A 21,875-nucleotide genomic window follows, 5' to 3' on the forward strand; every position below is an offset into this window, starting at 1 on the left:
TTAATATTAAATATCATGAAAAAGAAAATTCTTTTATATTCTATACTTTTTACCGGTTTTTCACTACTGAACTCGTGTCAGGATGACTTAAACCTTACATCTGAAAGCGTAATTACTTCTGCTAGTTTTTGGAAAACTGAAGACGATGCAAAAGCAGGTGTAAATGGTATGTACTTCAATTTCAGAACCCAAACCCAACAAAATTACTATTTATTGGGAGGAGCAAGAAGTGCAGAAATCACTAATGGAGTTCAATCTCCGCTAAGCTTGGCTAATTATTATAATAACAACCTGACTGCACAGAATATTGATGTGGATTGGGCTGGTTTGTATACCGTAATTCATCAAGCGAATTTGGTTTTGAAATATGTTCCGACTATTCAATTTAGTCCAACAACTGTAAATGAGCAAAAGAGATATATCGCGCAAGCATATTCTATGCGTGCTTTGGCTTACTTCATCATGGCTCGTTCTTGGGGTGGTGTACCAATAGTAACTACGCCAACGGAAAACACCAATCAATCTGAATATATTGTTCCGCGTAATACGATTGAAGAAACTTTTGCATTCATTAAGTCTGATATCGAATCAGCTATTGCGAATTATCCTGATGCAACAAACAATAAAACGCAATTATCCTTGTCATCGACTTACGCTTTAAAAGCGGATGTTAATTTATGGACAGCGAAACAATTAGGTGGTGGAAGTACTGATCTAAATACGGCTTTGGCTGCGATTAATGCTATTCCTACTGCACCATCTTTATTACCAAATTTCAAAGACGTATTTAGTTACACCAATAAAGGAAATACTGAAGTGCTTTTTGCGGTTAGATATTCTTTGGCGGATGTACCATCTGCGCTATCTGACAATTGGAATTCTTTCATGTTTGTTGGACCAAGTGACTTTGCCCCCCTAACAGCAGCGACAGCAACAGCAACTTTCGGAACTTTGGGAGTTGGTACAGGGAATGCAGGTATTTCAAGAGTACAACCAGATATTACCCATTTCAACTTTAGCAATACAGATACCAGAAAAATAGCTACTTATTTAACTTTATACAATGGAACTACTCCGGTAGTAACAGGTTTAGTAAAATACAATGGAACAGTTGATGGTGCTACCAGAAGATTTGTGAGCGATATCATTATTTACCGTTGGGCGGACATCTTGTTAATGAAAGCAGAAATTAAAAATGCTTTAGGTCAGGATCCATCTTCAGAAATGAATCTGGTAATGCAAAGAGCTGATGCTTCTTCTTCATTTACAAATGGCTCTCAGTCAGCTAATAATGATGTCATTTTAAATGAACGTCTAAAAGAATTAGCTTTTGAAGGAAAAGCATGGTGGGATTTAGTTCGTTTCAACAAAACGAATCTTGTGCCTTCTATGGCCGGTAAAAAGATATTGTTTCCAATATCTCAAAATACCATTAACTTTAATCCTAAAATCACTCAGAATCCATAGTAAAAAATTGGATTTAAGAAGTATAGTTTAAATAATAAGCCGGGAATATTTAAGTTCCCGGTCTATTTAAACAACATAAATAAAAGACAATTTAAAAAAATACCTCATGAAAATTGAACATTTACAAGGGCTTATCTCAGCTCCTTTTACCCCCTTTAATAGCAATGGAAAATTAGATGTTAGCCTAATTCCGGCTTACTATACTTTTCTAAAAAAAAACGGAATAACTGGTGCTTTTATTAATGGCTCTACTGGAGAAGGTGTTTCTATAACATTAGAAGAGAAAAAAGCGGTTGCTAAAGCTTGGGCAGATTGTTCCAATCACGATACTGATTTTAAAGTAATGGTATTCTTAGGTGGAACCTGTCTTGCAGATTGTATTGATTTGGCCAAACATGCTTATGAAATTGGTTTGTATGCCGTTTCATTGACTGCTCCGTTTTATTTCAAACCTGCTAATGTGGATGTGTTGGCTCAAGCTTGTATAAAAGTAGGCGAAAGTGTTCCTAATATGCCTCTATATTACTACCACATTCCGGTATTGACAGGCGTTAACTTACCAATGTTTGATTTAGTACAAGCCTTAGACGGAAAGCTTCCTAATTTTGCAGGAGTGAAATATACACACGAAGATTTCATGGATTTCCAAAGTTGTATGAGTTACAAAGACGGTAAATACGACATGCTTTGGGGACGTGACGAGAATATGTTATCAGCATTAGTATTGGGAGCCAAAGGTGCTGTAGGAAGTACTTTTAATTATGCTGCTCCATTGTATTACGATTTGATTGCGGCTTTTAATGCCAATGATTTAGTTACAGCGCGTGCTTTGCAGCAAAAATCAATCAACATGATTCGTTTATTGGGTAAATACGGCGGAATTTCAGTAGGGAAAGCCTATATGAAAATGGTAGGTTTTGATTTAGGTGAATTTAGATTGCCTGTCAAAAACATGAGCGCTGACCAATTTGAATTATTTAAAAAAGATGTAGAAAGTCTAAATTTTGAAGATTTCAAATCAAAATAGCTTTGTTCATTTATTTTAAAAGAAATACCATGAATATACTTATTTTTCCTCTAATTCTTTCCTTACTCATTATGCCGACAACTGACGCCCTATCTCAAAAAAAAGCTATAAACCATGTGGAATGGAAAATGGCAGCGCAACTACAAAATACTGATGGAAGTATATCATTAGGTTTTGCGGGTGCTATTAATGGTATCAATAACGATGTATTGATAGTTACCGGAGGTGCCAATTTCCAAGATAAAATGCCTTGGGAAGGTGGAAAAAAACAGTATTCAAAAGAAATTCATGTATTGCAGAAATGCAACGATACCTATAGTTGGAATAAAAATGTACACAGCACATTACCCGAACCAATCGCCTATTGTGGTTCTACCTCAACTGATTTAGGAGTGGTATATGTGGGGGGTGAAAATGAAAATGGACTTTCAAATAAAGCTTTTATTCTACAATGGAATGCTGCTGCAACTGAAGTTGAAGCCACATCCCTACCTGATTTTCCAGTACCTGTTACCAATATAGCGCTAACACATATTGAAAATGTAGTTTATGCTATTGGCGGTGATGAATCGACTAAATCTTCTGATTTATTTTTAAGTCTTGATTTAAACAGTTCTAATCCAGAGTGGAAAACATTACCAAAATTACCCATCGCTTTATCCAATTCAGTTGCGGTGGTTCAGAAAGATAAGGATGAAACCACTATTTATGTGATTGGCGGCAGAACGAAAACACCTTCAGGAATAAGTGATTTACACAATACCACTTTTGCCTTTAATGTAAAAAAACAAATCTGGGAAATTCGTGCAAATATATCCGATGGAGAAAACACAACCAACTTTTCAGCGGGTGCGGGTGTGGCAGTGGGGAATCATTCCATAATAATCGTTGGTGGTGATAATGGTATCGTTTTTCATAAAATCGAAACGTATTTATCCCAAATTGCACAAACCAACTCTCCTGAGGAAAAGGCCAAGCTAATCGCAGAAAAAAATGTATTGAACACGAATCATGACGGTTTTTATAAAGGAATCTTATTATACGATACTGTTACCGATTCCTGGTCTACCATTGGCGAACTGCCCTTTCTTGCTCATGTGACGACTACAGCTACGCTATGGAACGATAAAATTGTTTTGTCTAATGGAGAAATAAAACCAGGTATTCGTACTCCTGATGTGATGTTAGGAACTATAAAGTAATTACACTCAAAATAGGTTTTAACCCCCATTTTTTGCTATCGAAAAATGAAGGTAAAATCACAAATGAAATTTAAAGCATATCAAAATATGAAAAATACAAAGTATTATCCTTGGGTAGTAGTAGGTTTGTTATGGCTTGTAGCCTTGCTAAACTATATGGACAGACAAATGCTGGCAACGATGCGTCCTTCAATGGAAACAGATATTCCTGAATTGGTCTCTGGTGAGAACTTTGGACGTTTAATGGCTATTTTTCTTTGGATTTATGCTTTAATGAGTCCTATATCCGGAATTATCGCAGACAAATTAAACAGAAAATGGCTGATTGTAGGGAGCTTATTTGTTTGGTCAGCAGTAACGTATGCTATGGGATATGCAACAACTTACAATCAGGTGTACTGGCTAAGAGCCCTGATGGGAGTAAGTGAAGCTTTATATATTCCTGCCGGTTTATCACTAATTGCCGATTACCATCAGCAAAAAACAAGATCACTTGCGATTGGTATTCATATGACCGGACTTTATGTAGGTTCCGCATTAGGGGGTTTTGGAGCTACTATTGCCGCTGCCTATTCTTGGCATACTACTTTTCATTATTTTGGAATAGTTGGTGTTTTTTATGCATTCATTTTGGTTTTCTTTTTAAGAGAGCAAAAAGTTGCCGAAGTAAAAATTATAGATTCCGATTTGATGCTAATAAAAGAAAAAAGTTCGCTCTTCAAAGGCATGGCTTTGTTATTCACGAACATCTCTTTCTGGGTTATCTTATTCTATTTTGCCATAATAAGTTTACCGGGCTGGGCTACAAAAAACTGGTTGCCTACCCTGTTTTCAGAAAACTTAGGAATTCCTATGGAAGAAGCAGGTCCGCTAGCCACCATTGCCATCTCCTTTTCATCCTTATTGGGTGTGATTTTTGGTGGTATTCTATCTGATAAATGGGTACAAAAAAATATAAAAGGCAGGGTGTATACCAGTGCGATTGGTCTGAGTTTAACTATTCCTGCTTTATTGTTAATTGGTTTTGGACATTCATTATTCAATGTGGTCGGTGCTGCGCTTTGTTTCGGTATCGGTTACGGAATGTTTGATGCCAATAACATGCCAATTATATGTCAGTTTGTTTCTTCAAAACACCGGGCGACGGCCTATGGTGTCCTAAATATGACCGGAGTTGGTTGCGGTGCATTAGTAACTTCCCTTTTAGGCAAATCCTCGGATAGCGGAACTTTAGGCTCCGGTTTTGCTTTGATGGCGGGGGTTGTTATAATTGCATTGGTAGTCCAAATCAGTTTTCTGCGTCCAAAAGTGAATGATTTTGTCGATGCTTAAAATCCATTAGTATCGTTTACTAAGTTCAAATAATTGTTTTAAGTTGGGTTTGTTTTTTATCTTTTAAGGCGGAGCCTTGTGTTCCGCCTTGGGGATAATTTACGCCTATTTGTAATAATTTCTGAAAAAAACAAAAACATGAATACGATAAAAAGGAATCTATTTTTAGTAGTCTTTTTCATTTCAATAGCCTTTCATTTTGAATCAGTTGCGCAAAGAGCAATCCTCAAAGTGGCTTGCATTGGAGATTCCGTTACAGCGGGTTATCTCTTATCTGATGCTGCAAATGAATCCTATCCTTCGCAGCTTCAAATCTTGATGGGCGGACAATATGAGGTGAAGAATTTCGGACATAGCGGAGCAATACTTTTGAAAAAAGGAAGCACACCCTATTTTAAAACAAAAGAATGTGCCGATGCCATTGCATACAGACCTGATATAGCTATTATTCATTTGGGTTTAAATGATACAGATCCTAGAAATTGGCCTAATTACAATGCGGAATTTGATGCCGATTACACTTGGTTAATAGACACCTTAAAAAAACAAAATCCGGCAGTTAAAATTTACATCTGTCGATTAACGCCCCTATTTAATGAGCACCCTCGTTTTAAATCGGGAACCAGAGATTGGTTTTGGCAAATTCAATCTCATATACCGAACATTGCAAAAGCAAATCAAGTGGGTCTAATTGATTTACATGAAAAGTTATACCATCGTCCCGATCTTTTTCCTGATGCTTTACATCCAACGAAAGAAGGAGCAACTATCCTGGCCAAAACCGTTTATGAAAACATAACTCAAAATTATGGTGGATTAAAATTAGCTGCTGTTTTTACTGACAATATGGTTTTGCAACGCAATCGACCCATTCCAGTTTATGGAACGGCTAATGGAGGTGATACTATAGAAGTAGCTTTTAAACAACAAAAAAAGAACGTCATTGCCGACAAATATGGAAAATGGAAAATTACTTTTCCCGCTATGACACAAGGCGGACCATATGAAATGACTATTCAATCTAAGGAAACAAACCTTGTTTTGAAGAACATTCTGGTTGGAGATGTTTGGTTTTGTTCTGGACAGTCGAATATGGCATTTCAACTTCAAAATTCAGAAAATGGTTCGGCAGAAGTGAAAAAGGCAATCGCCAATACTACTATTCGGTTATTCAATGCCAAAGCAATACGGGAGACTGATGAAACGGCTTGGGATTCTCTCACTTTGGTTAAAACCAATCAGCTGCAATTCTTTTCCGGAAGTTGGTCGGTATGTGATTCGATAAGTGCCAAAGATTTCTCGGCCATTGCCTATTACTTTGGTAAAAACATTGCTCACGAAGAAAATGTAGCTGTGGGTTTGATACAAGTTGCCGTTGGCGGATCACCGATAGAATCTTGGATTGACAGATACACCTTGGAACATGACGATAAAGTAGTTGATGTATTAACCAACTGGCGTAAATCGGATTTTATCATGCCTTGGGTCAGAGAACGTGCCAATTTAAATTTGAAAAATGCTACAAATGCAAAACAACGCCATCCCTATGACCCTTGTTACAATTTCGAAGCTGGAGTGGAAGCCTTTACAAAATTCCCGATAAAAGGGGTGATTTGGTACCAAGGCGAAAGCAATGCACATAACGTTGAATTATATGAACATCTCATGCCAAAATTAGTAGAAAGTTGGCGTAAAGCCTGGGGCTCAAACCTTCCCTTCTATTATGTGCAATTATCAAGTATGGAGCGACCAACTTGGCCAGCATTCAGAGATATGCAAAATAGATTGCAAAATAAAATTCCAAACAGCGGTATGGCTGTCAGTATGGATTATGGAGATGCTCTAAATGTGCATCCAATTAAGAAAAAAGAAGTGGCAGATCGTTTGGCGCTTTTGGCCTTGCGCTACTCCTATAGAAAAGCTGTAATTGCGAATGGTCCTTCCGCTTTGAAAGCCATACAAAAAGGCGACAACATTCTAGTTTCATTTTCATTTGCAAAACAATTAACTACTTCGGACAAAAAAGAACTAATTGGTTTTGAATTGGTAAATGACAAGGGAATTCACATTCAAAGCAAAACAGCTATCGTGAAAAATCAAGTATTAATTACGATCCCGAAAGGAGAAAAAATAAAAACAGTTCTATATGCATGGAAACCTTTTTCTTCAGCCAATTTGGTGAATGAAGCAGGACTTCCATGTTCGACTTTTAAACTCGAATTGAATCCCGCCACTGAAAACTAAAAAAAGTCAAATCCTTTATTTACTGACTAAACGAGACAAAAAATTAACATCTAGTACAACATAAAAAATACTAGTTACAAAACATATATTAAAAAATGAGCTATTCAAAAACAGACCTTCTCAGCTTAAAAGATTTTTATCAGAATCAATTAGTAAATGATACCGTGCCATTTTGGTTTCCACGTTCTATTGATACCGAGTTTGGGGGTTATTTATTAATGCGTGATCAAGATGGAAGTTTGATTGATGATGACAAAGCAGTATGGATACAAGGCCGTGCTGCTTGGTTATTGGCTACACTTTATAATACTGTCGAGCCAAAACAAGAGTGGCTGGAAGGTTCTAAGGCAGGTATCGATTTTTTAAACAACCATTGCTTTGATACCGATGGACGAATGTTTTTTCACGTAACACGCGACGGACAACCCATACGCAAACGCCGGTATTATTTTTCGGAGACCTTTGCGGTTATAGCAATGTCAGCTTACGCAAAAGCAAGCGGAGATGAGGCTGCCGCTGAAAAAGCACGGTTTTTATTCGGAAAATGTATCGAATATTCCACTACATCTGGTTTATTAGAACCTAAATTCACCGCTACCCGACCGTCAAAAGGAATTGGAACTCCTATGATTATGATAAACACGGCACAACAATTACGGGAAAATATTGGAGACCCGCGTTGTGATGAATGGATTGATATCTGGATTACTGAAATTGAAACCGATTTTGTAAAAGATGATATCAAATGTGTGATGGAACAAGTAGCGCCAGATGGTTCTATTATAGATCATATTGATGGGCGCACGTTGAATCCCGGTCACGCTATTGAAGGAGCTTGGTTTATTTTACATGAAGCAAAATACCGCAACAATGATCCTCATTTAATTGAATTGGGCTGTAAAATGCTCGATTATATGTGGGAACGCGGATGGGATAAAGAACATGGTGGTATTCTATATTACCGTGATGTATACGACAAACCTGTTCAGGAATACTGGCAGGATATGAAGTTTTGGTGGCCTCATAACGAAGTGATTATCGCAACGCTGCTGGCCTACACTATGACAGGCGATGAAAAATATGCAACTTGGCACAAAATGGTACATGATTATGCCTACAGCAAATTCCATGATGCAGCAAATGGAGAATGGTTTGGCTATTTACATAAAGACGGAACCATTGCCCAAACGGCAAAAGGAAATATGTTCAAAGGACCGTTTCATTTGCCAAGACAGGAATGGTATTGTTTACAACTACTTAATGAGTATTTAGAAGACAGTTAAATTTGATTTCGGCTATCGCTGTCAGCTAGTTTAACAAAACCGTTCCGGATTACAATCTTATGCTTTACTAACCAATTTTAACCAAATATTAAAAAATATGAAAAATTTATTACTTTCTTTTTGTTTGTTTTTTATGTGTTTATACGCTAATAGCCTAAAAGCACAAAGTGGTAAGGTCTTAAACCTTAATGGAACTAGTACGTACATGACGGTTGCTGATCATGCCGATTTAAACTTTGGCACAAGCCAAAATAAAACAATTACCTGTTGGATAAAAACTACCACTACAACTGGTACCCCACGTATTTTTGCTAAAAGAAATGGTTCATCAGGTAATGGATATGAGTTTTGGACCGGTAATGGTTCAAATGCCGGCAAGTTTGCCATAAATATGCAAGGTACGGGTACACCAAATAACATTAGTACAGCAGGTTATTCTGCAAATTCAATTGCTGATGGGACTTGGCACCATATAGCATTGGTATTAGATGCTTCCAGTAACAGAACAGTATATGGTTATGTAGACGGTGTTTTAGCAAATACAGGAAAAACCTTTACATCCATTACTTCGGATTTCTCCAATGCGTTGAACTTTGTTGTTGGAGCTACATCTGACACAAATAACAGTTACAAATGGGCTGGACAAATTGATGCTATACGAGTTTGGGATAAAGCAATGACTCCAACAGAATTAATGGCAGACATGACTGCAGTAATAAATGGACCAACCACTAACCTACTCGCTGCTTGGGATTTTGAAAACATAAGTGGCAGCACTGTTCCTGATGTTTCCGGTAATAATCATGCAGGAACTCTTTTTGGGTCTCCAACAGTTTCAAATGCTTTTCCGATGATTTTATCTTTGGATGGGGTAAATGATTATATGTCTGTTGCAAATCATGCCGATTTTAATTTGGCAATGGGACAAAGTTTAACCGTTACCTGTAGAATTAAAACAGCCGATTTCTCTAAAAGAATCTTGAGTAAGCGACCAGGCGGTTCGGGTATTGGTTATGAATTTATCAATAATTCATCAGCTGGCGGCGGGCAATTTGGAGTTAATCTAACAACAAGTGGAGGCGCTGCCGGACCACCTTATGGTACATCAAATGTATCTAATAACATCTGGCATCATCTGGCAATGGTTATTGATGTGGCCACTACGAGTTGTAAAATTTATGTGGATGGTGCTTTACAACAAACCAAAACTACCTCAAATATTGGTGGTATAAATACTGTTTCTAATACTGGTAATTTATTGTTTGGAACGCTAAGCAATTTTGCATCCTTTATGAATATTCAAATTGATGATATCCGTTTTTGGAGGAAAGCAATGACAGCTGCAGAAGTACTTACAGATAAAACAGCAATTGTAACTGGTACCGAAGCTAATTTATTAGCAGCATGGGATTTTGAAAATGTAAGCGGAGTTACTGTTCCAGATATTTCTGGCCACAGCCATCCCGGTACGCTAAACGGCGGAGCATCAGTAATCGCTCAAACAAATACCATGCAAATTAATACAGTATCCTTAATTCAAACGGAACTTCCAACGGGTATGGGAGATATTAATCAACGTATTGTTGCTGTAAAAGTCGCTGCCAACGGAACGATCAATCCACTTACTGTAAGCGCACTAAAATTCACTATGAATGGTACGACAAATAGTGCTGATGTTAGCACTATTAAAATATATTCAAGTGGAACCGATTCCGTTTTTAATACTGCTACTGCTACGTTATTTGGAACTACAGCACCTGCAGTCGGTAACCTAATCGTTAATGGAAGCCAAGCACTAGTGTCCGGAGATAATTATTTTTGGATTACTTATGATGTAGCTTCTGGAGCAACTGAAGGAAATCTATTGGATGCCAGTTGTGAATCGATAGTTGCAAATACTATAACTTATAATACCGCTGCCAACACTGTTGCAGGTAACCGCGTTATCCTATTAGCTAATACCCTTTTATTTACTCCGGGAGATGCCGGATCCTCAAACTATCGTATCCCTGCAATCATAACTGCGGCCGATGGTTCATTGGTAACCGTAACGGACAAAAGATGGAATGGTGCGGGAGATTTAGCAGCAAAAATCGACCCGGTAGTCCGCCGCAGCACAGATAATGGAAAAACATGGTCAGAGCCTGTGACCATTGCCAATTTTGGTGCCCCTACCGGAGTCGGAGATGCGGCATTGGTTATGGATAAAGCAACTGGAAATTTAATTTGTTTACTTGCTGCCGATTTAGGTTTCTTTGCTTCGACACCAACAAATCCAATTAAAATAAAATATTGCAGAAGTACTGATAATGGAATCACTTGGGGCGCACCAGTAGATATAACGAATCAAATTTATGGCGCTGGTTGCAGTAATGCTATCACTCAAAATTGGTTAGGCGTATTTGTAGCGTCAGGTAGAGCACATCAATTAAGAGATGGTCGTATCGTTGCTGCCATTTGTGTCAGAGAATCAAGTGGCGGAATCAACAATTACATGATTTCAAGTACTGATGGTGGTATTACTTGGAGTCCATCAACAGGAATTGCTGAAACAGGTGGCGATGAAGCCAAAATTGTCGAATTGAATAATGGAAATCTGATGATGAGCATCCGTAATTCGGGAACACGCAGATTTAATGTATCAACCAACAAAGGTGTTTCTTGGGGCACAGCCTACAATCAGGCTAATCTTACCGATCCTAATTGCGATGGGGATTTTATTCGCTATACCTCAACTTTAGATGGATTTGATAAAAACCGTTTGCTGCATACGATTCCTTTTGCAGCAAATAGAACCAATGTTTCTGTGTTAATGAGTACCGATGAAGGAGCTACTTGGCCAATCAGAAAAACAATTTTTCCTGGAGCATCGGCATATTCTAGTCTAACGGTTTTGCCTGACGGAACAATAGGAATCTATTATGAAAACGGTGAAAGTTCAACTTATCAAATGTATTTTGCGCGATTCAGCTTAAATTGGTTAACAAATGGAGCGGATACATTTGTTCCAAATTCCCTTATTCTTAAAAATAAAACAACTAAAACAACTATTGAAAATCTTAAACTGACTGTAGCCGTTGCTCCTAATCCTATAGCTGATTTATTAAGGGTTAAAATCAATAATACCAATGAACCCGTTACTGTTAAAATAGCGAACTTATCCGGTAAAATAATTTACAGAACGATACTAAATGATAGTGACCGTGAAGCAATAATTCCCCTAGGAGATCAAGCTCAAGGCATTTACATTTTACAAGTAAGTGATTCTAAAACAACAATCAATAAAAAAATAATAAAAAAATAAGCCTGTTGGATTGTATTTTTTTAAACAGGAATAAGTTAAACACATTTAAATTATAAAAAATGAAACAAGCCATTGTTAACGGAATTGTACATACTGGCGATGAAATAAATAATGATGTAATTATTATAGAAAATGGAATAATTATTTCTGTTCAAAAAGAAATTCCCAATACTATTTCTCTAATTGATTTAAAAGGAGAACACATTTCTGCTGGTTTCATAGACATCCAAATAAATGGTGGAGAGCGACTTTATTTCAGCCAAACTCCAACAGAAGAAACCATTCAAGATATTTATGATACCAGTTTGAAATATGGTACCACTCATGTTCTTCCATGCTTGATATCGTCTTCCAAAGAAACCATTCTTCAAGGAATTGAAGCCATTCGCAATTATAAGGCAAAATACAATAATGGAGTACTAGGAATGCATCTGGAAGGGCCTTTTTTGAATCCTTTAAAACGTGGCGCACATAGCATTAATCAGGTTCGTAAACCTACTAATTCCGAATTGGAAGAAATTATCCGTCACGGTAAAGATGTGATAAAGGTAATCACAATTGCACCGGAATGTTTTACAGATGAGCAGTTGGACATGCTGTTAGAAAGTAGTATTGTCATTTCTGCGGGACATTCGACGATGACCTACAAAGAAGCGCAATATTATTTTTCTAGAGGGATTAAACTGGTCACCCATTTGTTTAATGCGATGACTCAATTTGGGCATCGGGAACCGGGTTTGGTTGGAGCCACTTTAGAAAACGAAAGCGTTTATGCTCCTGTTATTTTAGATGGTGCCCATTGTGATTATGCTGCTGCAAAATTAGCATATAAACTAAAGCAGGATAAATTCTTTTTAATTAGTGACGCTGCTTTTTTAGGACGTAAAGTTGCCAATTTCAAATGGGAAAATTTTGATGCTCATCTCGATAATGGCTTTTACAGAAATGAAGAAGGCAATCTAGCCGGTGCCAGTATTTCGATGAAAGAAGCGGTTCAGAATGCTTTCAATCATTTGAACGTATCGGCTGATGAAGCAATTAAAATGGCGACTTGCCGCGTAGCAGCCGCTATTAACATGGAAAATAAATTGGGTAAAATAAAACCGGGATTTCCGGCAAGTTTTGTCACTTTCAATGATAATCTGTCAAGAATAGAAACCCTAAACTGTAATTCGATTTAAAAAATAAATATTAAAAAAATAACTATACAACTAACTCAAATAGAAAATAAAATGAAAAGTGTTTTAGAAATTAAACCTGACATCAGCTATAAAAGTGCCGGTAAATTTGAAGAAACGAGATTTGAAAAAATTCATAACGAAATTTTTAAAAATTCCGTTGAAGCTTCAAAAATTGTTGCACAAGAAATAGCCGCATTAATTAGATCCAAACAAGCCGAAAATAAACCGTGTGTACTTGGTTTGGCTACTGGTTCCTCTCCTATAAAGGTCTATGAAGAATTGGTACGAATGTATAAAGAAGAAGGACTTAGCTTTAGTAATGTGGTCACTTTTAATTTGGATGAATACTATCCAATGACAAAAGAAAACAACCAAAGCTATCATTATTTTATGCATCAGCATCTTTTTAATCATATCGATATTAAACCGGAAAATATAAATATTCCTGACGGAACGGTAGCGATTGATGAACTGAATCAATATTGCGTTGATTATGAAATAAAAATAAAAAATGCCGGAGGACTTGATTTTCAATTATTGGGAATTGGTCGTACCGGACACGTAGGGTTTAATGAACCGGGATCCCATATCAATTCCGGAACCCGAATCATTACTTTGGATCACATTACCAGAGTTGATGCATCTTCTGATTTTAATGGCATTGATAATGTTCCAAAAAGAGCCATTACAATGGGCGTTTCTACGATTTTGAGATCAAAAAGAATTGTATTAATGGCATGGGGCCAAAATAAAGCGTCCATCATAAAGAGAACCATTCAAGGAGAAACAAGCTCGGAGGTTCCCGCTACATTTTTGCAAAATCATACCAATACCACTTTTGTTTTAGATCAATCGGCAGCTTCCGAGTTAACTCGATTTGAAACCCCGTGGTTGGTTGGAGAATGCATTTGGACAACAGAATTAAAAAACAAAGCCATTGTTTGGCTGTGCCAAGAAACAAAACAATCGATATTAAAACTGACTGACAGGGATTACAACAATAACGGGATGTCGGATCTTTTGGCGCAAGAAGGTTCTGCATATGATTTGAACATAAACATGTTCAATGTATTGCAGCACACGATAACTGGATGGCCAGGAGGGAAACCCAATACGGATGATTCCCACAGGCCTGAAAGAGCCAATCCTGCCAAGAAAAGAATCATACTTTTTAGTCCGCACCCGGATGATGACGTAATTTCTATGGGAGGCACTTTTTCTAAATTGATAAAACAAGGTCATGAGGTTCATGTAGTGTATCAAACTTCTGGAAATATTGCTGTAACGGATGATGAAGCATTGAAATTTGCTGAAGTTTGCAATGATTTTATTGGAGAAACCGATTGCAATATTGATTTTCCTGCGGTAATCAATTTCATTAACAACAAAACCGAAAATCAGATTGATTCTCTTGAAGTTCGAAAACTAAAAGGCCTTATCAGACGTCGAGAATCCTATGCCGCAACAAGATACATTGGCTTAAAAGATGAAAACACGCACTTTTTAGACCTTCCTTTTTATGAAACGGGTCGCGTAAAGAAAAACCCATTGGGCCCTGAAGATGTAGCCATTGTTGCAGCCATTATTGCAAAAATAAAACCGCATCAGGTTTTTGCTGCAGGAGATTTGGCAGATCCGCATGGTACGCATGAAGTTTGCTTGAATGCCATATTTGCTGCAATGAAACAATTGAAGCCAGAGAAATACATGAATGATTGTTGGCTATGGTTGTACAGAGGTGCTTGGCACGAATGGGATATCCATGAAATAGACATGGCCGTTCCCTTAAGTCCTGATGAAGTTTTACTAAAAAGACATGCTATTTTGTATCACCAATCTCAAAAAGACAGAGTGATGTTTCAAGGGAATGACTCCAGAGAATTTTGGGTTAGAGCCGAAGATCGCAACAAAAATACAGCAAAACTATATGATGCTTTAGGTTTGGCTGAATATGAAGCTATAGAAGCTTTTAAACGTTTTGACTATTAAAAAACAACCGTAAGATTCCAGTAATCAGACTCAGTTTGAGACCATAGTTAATTGGTTTCATTCTGAGTTTTGTTTTTTTATGGTTGTTATAAATTTAAAATAAAACTTACAATAAAAATGTCACAACCTTTTTTAAAGAAGTGACATTTTTATTAAACTATTAATCTAAGAAACACAGTTAATCCTCTTGCTCCATTAGTCCAATCTAACGGTTGTTCGACTGTGCATTATTTATAAATTCTTCCACTTTCTCTACCATATTAGCACTACCGCAAAAGAAAGGAGTTCTCTCATGCAATTCAGCAGGTAAAATTTCCATTATTCTGGAAACCCCGTCTGAGGCTTTGCCCCCGGCCTGTTCTGCTATAAATGCCATCGGGTTGCATTCATAGAGCAGTCGTAATTTCCCTTTGGCGGCACCAGAGCTTGTTGGATACAAATAAATGCCTCCTTTAATCATATTTCTATGCATATCCGATGCTAAACTCCCAATATATCTTGAGGTATACGGTCTATCCTCCTCTTCCAATTGGCAATATTTAATATAGTCTTTAACCCCTTGTGGAAAATGAACATAATTCCCTTCATTTACCGAATAAATAGACCCATCAACCGGAAATTTCATGTTGGGATGTGACAGGTAAAAAGTCCCAATAGCAGGATTTAAAGTAAATCCATTTACGCCGTGGCCTGTGGTATAGACAATCATCGTCGAGGTTCCGTAAATCACGTAACCTGCCGCAACTTGATTGATTCCAGGTTGCAAAAAATCTTCTAGTGTAACCGGCGTTCCTATCGGTGATATCCTTCTGTAGACAGAAAAAATAGTTCCTACGGAAACATTCACGTCTATATTTGAAGACCCATCCAAAGGATCCATCAAAACCACATATTTATTATTATTACTCTTGTCGCTGCCTTCTACGGTGATAAAATCATCATTTTCCTCTGATGCAATACCACATACAATTTCTCTATTTATTAAGGTTTGAATAAACGTTTCATTGGCATAAACATCTAATTTTTGTTGGTCTTCGCCTTGTATATTTTTATCTCCTGCTGATCCAATAATATCAACTAATCCCGCTTTGTTCACTTTATAACTGACTACTTTTGCTGCCAATCGGATGGAGTTGAAAATTCGAGATAATTCGCCTGATGAATATTGAAAATCTTTTTGATTTTCGATAATAAATTCTCCTAAGGTTTTGTTGCTTTCTTCCATTATGAATTTTCAGTAATAGGTTAATATTTTTATTTTTGACAAAAATCGTAATGTAAAACTATTAAAAATTTATTCTAATTTCCTCTTGTTTCTGATTATAATTGACTCCATCATGGAGAAAACAAAAATTTATTCCATAAGAAATACCGTCAATCCTCTGGCACCATGAGCGCCTAAAACTAACGATTGTTCAATATCGGCAGTTTTTGAAGGTCCGGCTATGAAAGTCCCAAAACCATATTCCTGATTTCCAATACGATCATATGCTTGATGCATAGTGGCTACAATATCTTTTTTGTTTACTACAATAGCCAAATACTGAGGAATAAATGTGGAAACGCGTTGCCCTAATAGAGCATCGGTTACCCAAAGCGCAGAGTTTTCAGCAACACCAAAATGAGCTTTAACCAAAGTCAATTCTACATTTTCTAAAGTATGTGGATCATCGTTAAACCAATCAGTAGCTGCAATTTCAGCAAGTTCTGGAATCGTTGTAATCATTCGTTTTTCGGTGTCATAATTTTTTTTGACAAATGCAATTATGGCATCATAATTAGGGACCTCTACAAAGTCTCCACCAATTCCCTTCAATACCGTTTTATATTTGTCGAGTATCTCAAAAACTTCTAATCCTAAAGTACCTAAATTAGGTAATTCACTAGCTGTCGTGGGTTGGTTTTGTTTTATTTTTTCTAAAATAGTGGTTCTGCTACTCATTTTGTTTGTCTTTAGATTCCTTTGCATTTTTCTTGTACCATTCTCTAAATGATTCTTCGGGTGGCGCAGGCATTTCTCTTTGTTTATACCAAGGATTAAGGCTGTTATTAACCAAAACGGGCATGTTTTTCATCACAAATCTTCCTGCTTTTCCTGCAAAATCAAAAACCATAGGATTAGCCAAAACGGTTGCCATTCCTTTCATTGCTATAGTTTTCCCTAGCGGAGAATGTCCTTCTTTTACCAATACTTGGCGCCATTTATACAATTGATCGTGAATATCAATTTTTACGGGACACACATTCGTGCAAGAACCACAAAGGGTACTGGCAAAAGGTAAATCGGCATTTTTACTCATGTCAAGATTTGGTGCTAATATAGAACCAATAGGTCCTGCCACCGCATTGTGATAGCTGTGTCCTCCACTTCGTCTGTAAACCGGACACGTATTCATACAAGCCCCACAACGGATGCATTTCAATGAACTCCTGAAATCTTCCCTCCCTAATTGGGTCGTTCTGCCATTATCGACAATAACAATATGCATTTCTTTCCCGTCTCTGGGCGTTTTAAAATGGCTGGAAAAAGTGGTAATCGGTTGTCCGGTTGCACTTCTTGCCAATAATCGAAGGAAAACACTTAAATGTTTGCGCTGTGGAATTATTTTTTCAAAACCCATACAGGCAATATGTACATCAGCCAGATGCACACCCATATCTGCATTTCCTTCATTGGTGCAAACTACAATTTCACCGGTTTCAGCAATAGCAAAATTTACTCCCGTCAATGCCACTTTTCGCGTAAGGAAAGTATCTCTAAGATGCAGTCTTGCCGCCTCGGTTAAATATTGTGGGTCGTTATTTCCTTTTTCTGTTCCAAGGTGTTCGTGGAACGTTTCACTTACATCTTCTTTTTTGAGGTGAATTGCAGGTAAAACAATATGACTTGGTGGTTCTTTTCTAAGTTGAACGATACGTTCCCCTAAATCTGAATCGATCACATCAATTCCCTTTTCGGATAAATATTCATTCAAATGGCATTCTTCGGTAAGCATTGATTTAGACTTAACCATCTGCTTCACGCCATGTTTTTCCATGATGGAATGCACTATTTTATTGTGTTCATCGGCATCCGCAGCCCAATGGATGATAACTCCGTTTTTCTGGGCTTTCGATTCAAATTCAAGTAAATACTCATGAATATTCGAAAGCACATTGTTTTTTATGTCTGAAGCCGTTTCTCTGAGTAATTCCCATTCTGGAATTTGAAAAGCTGCTTTATCTCTTTTTTCACGAACAAACCAAAGGGTTTCGTCATGCCAATCTACTCGTTTAACATCTTTATTAAAAATCGCTGCGGCTTCGCTATGTTCTAAATTACTTTTCATATCGTAGCGTTTAATATTTCCGCAATGTGAATAATTTTTATCGGGCTTTTTTGTCTTTTCAAAATGCCTTCTAAGTGCATTAAACAGGACATGTCACCGCCGGTAATGTATTCTACCTGATGGTCTTCATGGTCTTTTATACGGTCTTGTCCCATTTTTACAGAAATCGCTTCTTCGGTTACACAAAAAGTCCCTCCAAAACCACAACATTCATCTTTTCTGCTTAATGAAACCAGATTTATTCCGTTTATTTTACTTAATAATTGTTCCGGTTTAGAGAAAAATGGCGCATTCAACTCCGTCATTTGCGAAAGCTTCAATCCACGTTGTCCGTGGCAACTTTGATGCATCCCTACTTTGTGGGGAAAATTCCCGGGGATCAATTCGATTTTCAAAATATCGGTGATAAACTCGGTTAATTCGAAAACACGCTTTCTCATTTGAGATGCTAATGCTTCATTGTTTTCATCATGTAAATGCTCTTTTACATGCAATACACAACTCCCGGAAGGGCATACAATATAATCAAACTCTGCAAAATTAGCAATGAAATTAGTGTCACAACCTTTAGTCAAATGTTCGTACCCGCTATTGGCCATGGGTTGCCCGCAGCAGGTTTGCTTCATTGGAAAACGAACATCACAGTCTAATTTCTGTAATAATTCATAGGTTGCAATAGCCACTTTTGGGTAAAATTGGTCCACATAACAGGGTATAAAAAGTCCAATTTTCATATTAATGTTTGTAAAATTTTAAATCAATCAAATCATTTTGAATCGGCTTAGGATTCCAGTTTTTATGAATCGCCAAAGCAGCACCCAAAGCACTTGCTTGCGCCATAGAAGCGGCATATACTTCCATTTCTGGGAAAGCTTCTGCCAGTAAATTCATAAAAATAGAGTTTTTACTAAAACCACCATCTACAAATACCTTTTTAACGGGACTGTTATGAATCACTAAGTTCGTTGAAAGTATTTGCTGTGCAACGATATCCAACATCAATTGGTGATACGCAATTTCGTAATTTTTAAAATCACTAAGATTTCTCTTTTCGAAAGGAGATTCCTGAAGAATTTTATATTTATCATCATTTGAAGAATACCTTTTCAGGTTAATTTCTCTCAATTTATAAATGATGTTTTTGTCAAAAAGAATCTCTTTATAAGTATCCAATGGTAATCCAAAATGATTCGCTAACTTTTTGGTTTGCACTTCATGTTCATTCCCTGCAAACAATCGAGCCGCCTTCACAGGCTTTTCTTTGTATTGCAAATAGCACAAACAGTCGTATTGCATTTCATCAAAAGTCAGTGGGGTCTCATTGAAAGGATTCATAGAAATACTCCAGGTTCCAGTGGACAACAGAACGAAAGGCTCCGTAAAATTTATCATATAAGGGATAATTGCCGAAGAACTATCATGTAATCCTACTCCAACGGCTATATCACCTATTGTGTTTATCGTATGCCCAGCATCATGAATACGCGGAATTTTATCTATAATATCCTCTTTCTTAAGCCATTTGTGATACTTCATCTTCTTGAAATTCCAAAGATTGGTATGACAACCGATACTGGTGATATCCGCAAAATATTTTCCCGTTAAAAGAGAACTTAAATATTGTGGCAAGTGCAAACAATAGGCCACTTTTGCAAATAATTCCGGGTTTTCCTCTTTCAAACGGTAAATCTGCATCCCGGAATTTAAACTTCCTAAAACAGGAGAAGCTGTTTTTAACGCAAACTTTTCTTCTCCTTTATATTTATCATAAAACTTCTTTTTTAGCGCTTCAGCATATGGTTTTAGATAATTATACAATGGTGTTAAAGAGTTCCCTTCTTCATCCACATAAATAAAACTGGCTCCATAGGTACTAAAATTTACCGCTTTTAAGATATATTCTTTTAATTCCTGCATTTCTGATAACCTAAAAACGATCCAGTTTCTGAGTTCTGCAATATCTTCACAAGGGAAACCGTCTTCATCCACTGTTTCGGGAAGATTCACTGACCTTTCCCAAACTATTTGATAGTTTTCATTAAACAGAAAGACTTTTTTGTTTGTTTTACCAATATCAAAAATCGCTACTACATTCATTTTTGATTAGTTTTTACAAGCCTGTAGCTACTGTTTTAAATCCTCTTTCAGTGATAAGCCCCTTTCTTACTGCAAGATCACGGTATAATCCAACTGGATTTAATGCAGCTCCAGAGCGCAAACGTGCTTCAGCAACTAAGGCGCGAACATCCGTGCGGAAAGCATTTTGTAAAATCTCTTGCGCTGTAACGACATCATTTTCGTTTTGTGCAATTTCTAATGCTTTTCTGTCAACGGAAAGTGCTTGTGCGTAAGCAACCATAATCGCTTCTACCGATTGCAATAAATCTTCCATCGGATCTTTTACGTTATGCGAAGCATCAATCATCCATCCTAAGTCTTTAGCGTGATTCATTCCTCTGGAATCCATTCCTTCAACCAATTCGTTGAAAATCAAGAATAATTGGTATGGTTTTAATGCGCCAGCAGTCAAATCATCATCGCCATATTTCGAATCATTGAAGTGGAAACCACCTAATTTTTCTTCCATCAGCAATAAAGAAACAATTTGCTCAATATTTGCATTTGGTAAATGGTGGCCTAAATCAACCAAAGTGAATGCTTTGTCTCCTAATTTCTTAACATAAGAATACGATTGTCCCCAATCAGCAACTGTGGTAGAGTAAAAGTTAGGCTCCGCACATTTGTATTCTAAATACAATTTCCAGTTTGATGGCAATGCTGCATAAATTTCTTCTAAACTTTCTAGAGTATTTTGATAGGCTTTACGGAAATTTAATTGTCCCGGAAAACAAGAACCATCAGCAAGCCAAACTGTTAATGATTCAGAACCTAAAGCAATTCCTTGTTGAATCACTTCAATATTATGAGCAACCGCTTGTTTACGAACTGCTTTATTTACGTTTTGTAAAGATCCAAATTTATACGAATGTGCTTGATCAGCCTGATCTTGAAAAGTATTTGAATTGACTGCATCAAATTTTAAATTGTGTTGTGCAGCTAACACTTTAATTGCTTGATAATCCGTTGGTATATCCCAAGGAATGTGTAAAGAGATAGCTCCAGAAGCATTGTTTAAAGCGTGTAGCAATCCTACATCTTCAATTTTTTCTTCTAATGAACGGGGTTCACCACCACCTGGAAAACGACCAAAACGTGTTCCTCCTGTTCCTAAAGCCCAAGATGGAATTGCGATTTGAAAATCAATTAATTTTTGGATAATACTTTCGGTTTCAGCAATTTCTGATGCGGTGAAAACCAATTTGTTTTTATGAGCCTTTAAAAGGTCATCATTATGAGAAGCTATTTTGTATGATTCAATTAACATGATATTTTTTTTAAAATTAAATAAAAAACTTCTTTTAAAGAAGTTTATGGATGAAGTATATTTTTAAAAAGAACTTGTTTACAAATTTAGATAAATCTAACGTCCGAAAGATACGAACGTTAGAAAAATCAG

Annotated in this window: 15 protein-coding genes; 9 read left to right on the plus strand and 6 right to left on the minus strand. The window is 36.9% G+C overall.

Features of this window, described 5'->3' with window-relative positions; translation table 11 throughout:
* The first annotated feature begins 15 nt into the window (after positions 1-15).
* The 9 genes from ACM55M_RS05195 (at position 16) to nagB (ending at position 15,029) form a co-directional block, all read left to right on the plus strand.
* The gene (locus tag ACM55M_RS05195) at positions 16-1,467 is read left to right on the plus strand and encodes a RagB/SusD family nutrient uptake outer membrane protein (protein WP_416856520.1); all 1,452 of its coding nucleotides are present in this window, start codon (positions 16-18) and stop codon (positions 1,465-1,467) included.
* Between the two features lie 106 nt (positions 1,468-1,573).
* Positions 1,574-2,494, plus strand: coding sequence for a dihydrodipicolinate synthase family protein (locus tag ACM55M_RS05200; protein WP_416856521.1), 921 nt, complete (start codon positions 1,574-1,576; stop codon positions 2,492-2,494).
* A 29-nt stretch (positions 2,495-2,523) separates the two neighbouring features.
* Positions 2,524-3,696, plus strand: a complete 1,173-nt coding sequence (locus ACM55M_RS05205) for a galactose oxidase (RefSeq protein WP_416856522.1) — start codon at positions 2,524-2,526, stop codon at positions 3,694-3,696.
* 87 nt (positions 3,697-3,783) lie between these two features.
* Positions 3,784-5,028 (plus strand): MFS transporter, encoded by a 1,245-nt coding sequence (locus tag ACM55M_RS05210; RefSeq protein WP_416856523.1) that lies wholly within the window; start codon positions 3,784-3,786, stop codon positions 5,026-5,028.
* Positions 5,029-5,166: 138 nt separating this feature from the next.
* Positions 5,167-7,272, plus strand: a complete 2,106-nt coding sequence (locus ACM55M_RS05215; RefSeq protein WP_416856524.1) for a GDSL-type esterase/lipase family protein — start codon at positions 5,167-5,169, stop codon at positions 7,270-7,272.
* 95 nt (positions 7,273-7,367) lie between these two features.
* Positions 7,368-8,555 (plus strand): AGE family epimerase/isomerase, encoded by a 1,188-nt coding sequence (locus ACM55M_RS05220; protein ID WP_416856525.1) that lies wholly within the window; start codon positions 7,368-7,370, stop codon positions 8,553-8,555.
* A 97-nt stretch (positions 8,556-8,652) separates the two neighbouring features.
* Entirely contained in the window at positions 8,653-11,859 is a 3,207-nt protein-coding gene (locus tag ACM55M_RS05225) for a LamG-like jellyroll fold domain-containing protein (RefSeq protein ID WP_416856526.1), read from the plus strand.
* Positions 11,860-11,918: 59 nt separating this feature from the next.
* The gene (gene nagA / locus ACM55M_RS05230; protein WP_416856527.1) at positions 11,919-13,040 is read left to right on the plus strand and encodes an N-acetylglucosamine-6-phosphate deacetylase; all 1,122 of its coding nucleotides are present in this window, start codon (positions 11,919-11,921) and stop codon (positions 13,038-13,040) included.
* A gap of 51 nt (positions 13,041-13,091) precedes the next feature.
* On the plus strand, positions 13,092-15,029 hold the full coding sequence (nagB, locus tag ACM55M_RS05235) for a glucosamine-6-phosphate deaminase (protein ID WP_416856528.1): 1,938 nt from the start codon (positions 13,092-13,094) through the stop codon (positions 15,027-15,029).
* 205 nt (positions 15,030-15,234) lie between these two features.
* Here the strand turns inward: nagB and fbp are convergent, their stop codons facing one another.
* The 6 genes from fbp to ACM55M_RS05265 all read right to left on the minus strand — a co-directional run bounded on the left by fbp (position 15,235) and on the right by ACM55M_RS05265 (position 21,743).
* Complete coding sequence (gene fbp, locus ACM55M_RS05240; protein ID WP_416856529.1) at positions 15,235-16,254, minus strand: class 1 fructose-bisphosphatase; 1,020 nt, start codon at positions 16,252-16,254, stop codon at positions 15,235-15,237.
* Positions 16,255-16,383: 129 nt separating this feature from the next.
* On the minus strand, positions 16,384-16,971 hold the full coding sequence (locus tag ACM55M_RS05245) for a LutC/YkgG family protein (protein WP_416856530.1): 588 nt from the start codon (positions 16,969-16,971) through the stop codon (positions 16,384-16,386).
* On the minus strand, positions 16,964-18,358 hold the full coding sequence (locus tag ACM55M_RS05250; protein WP_416856531.1) for a lactate utilization protein B: 1,395 nt from the start codon (positions 18,356-18,358) through the stop codon (positions 16,964-16,966). Before ACM55M_RS05250 ends, ACM55M_RS05245 begins: the two co-directional genes overlap by 8 nt.
* Positions 18,355-19,092 (minus strand): (Fe-S)-binding protein, encoded by a 738-nt coding sequence (locus ACM55M_RS05255; RefSeq protein ID WP_416856532.1) that lies wholly within the window; start codon positions 19,090-19,092, stop codon positions 18,355-18,357. Before ACM55M_RS05255 ends, ACM55M_RS05250 begins: the two co-directional genes overlap by 4 nt.
* Position 19,093: 1 nt before the next feature.
* Positions 19,094-20,455, minus strand: a complete 1,362-nt coding sequence (locus tag ACM55M_RS05260) for an FGGY-family carbohydrate kinase (protein ID WP_416856533.1) — start codon at positions 20,453-20,455, stop codon at positions 19,094-19,096.
* A gap of 13 nt (positions 20,456-20,468) precedes the next feature.
* On the minus strand, positions 20,469-21,743 hold the full coding sequence (locus tag ACM55M_RS05265) for a sugar isomerase (protein ID WP_416856534.1): 1,275 nt from the start codon (positions 21,741-21,743) through the stop codon (positions 20,469-20,471).
* Between the last annotated feature and the right edge of the window lie 132 nt (positions 21,744-21,875).

The organism is Flavobacterium galactosi, from assembly GCF_048158585.1.
GTDB lineage: Bacteria > Bacteroidota > Bacteroidia > Flavobacteriales > Flavobacteriaceae > Flavobacterium > Flavobacterium galactosi.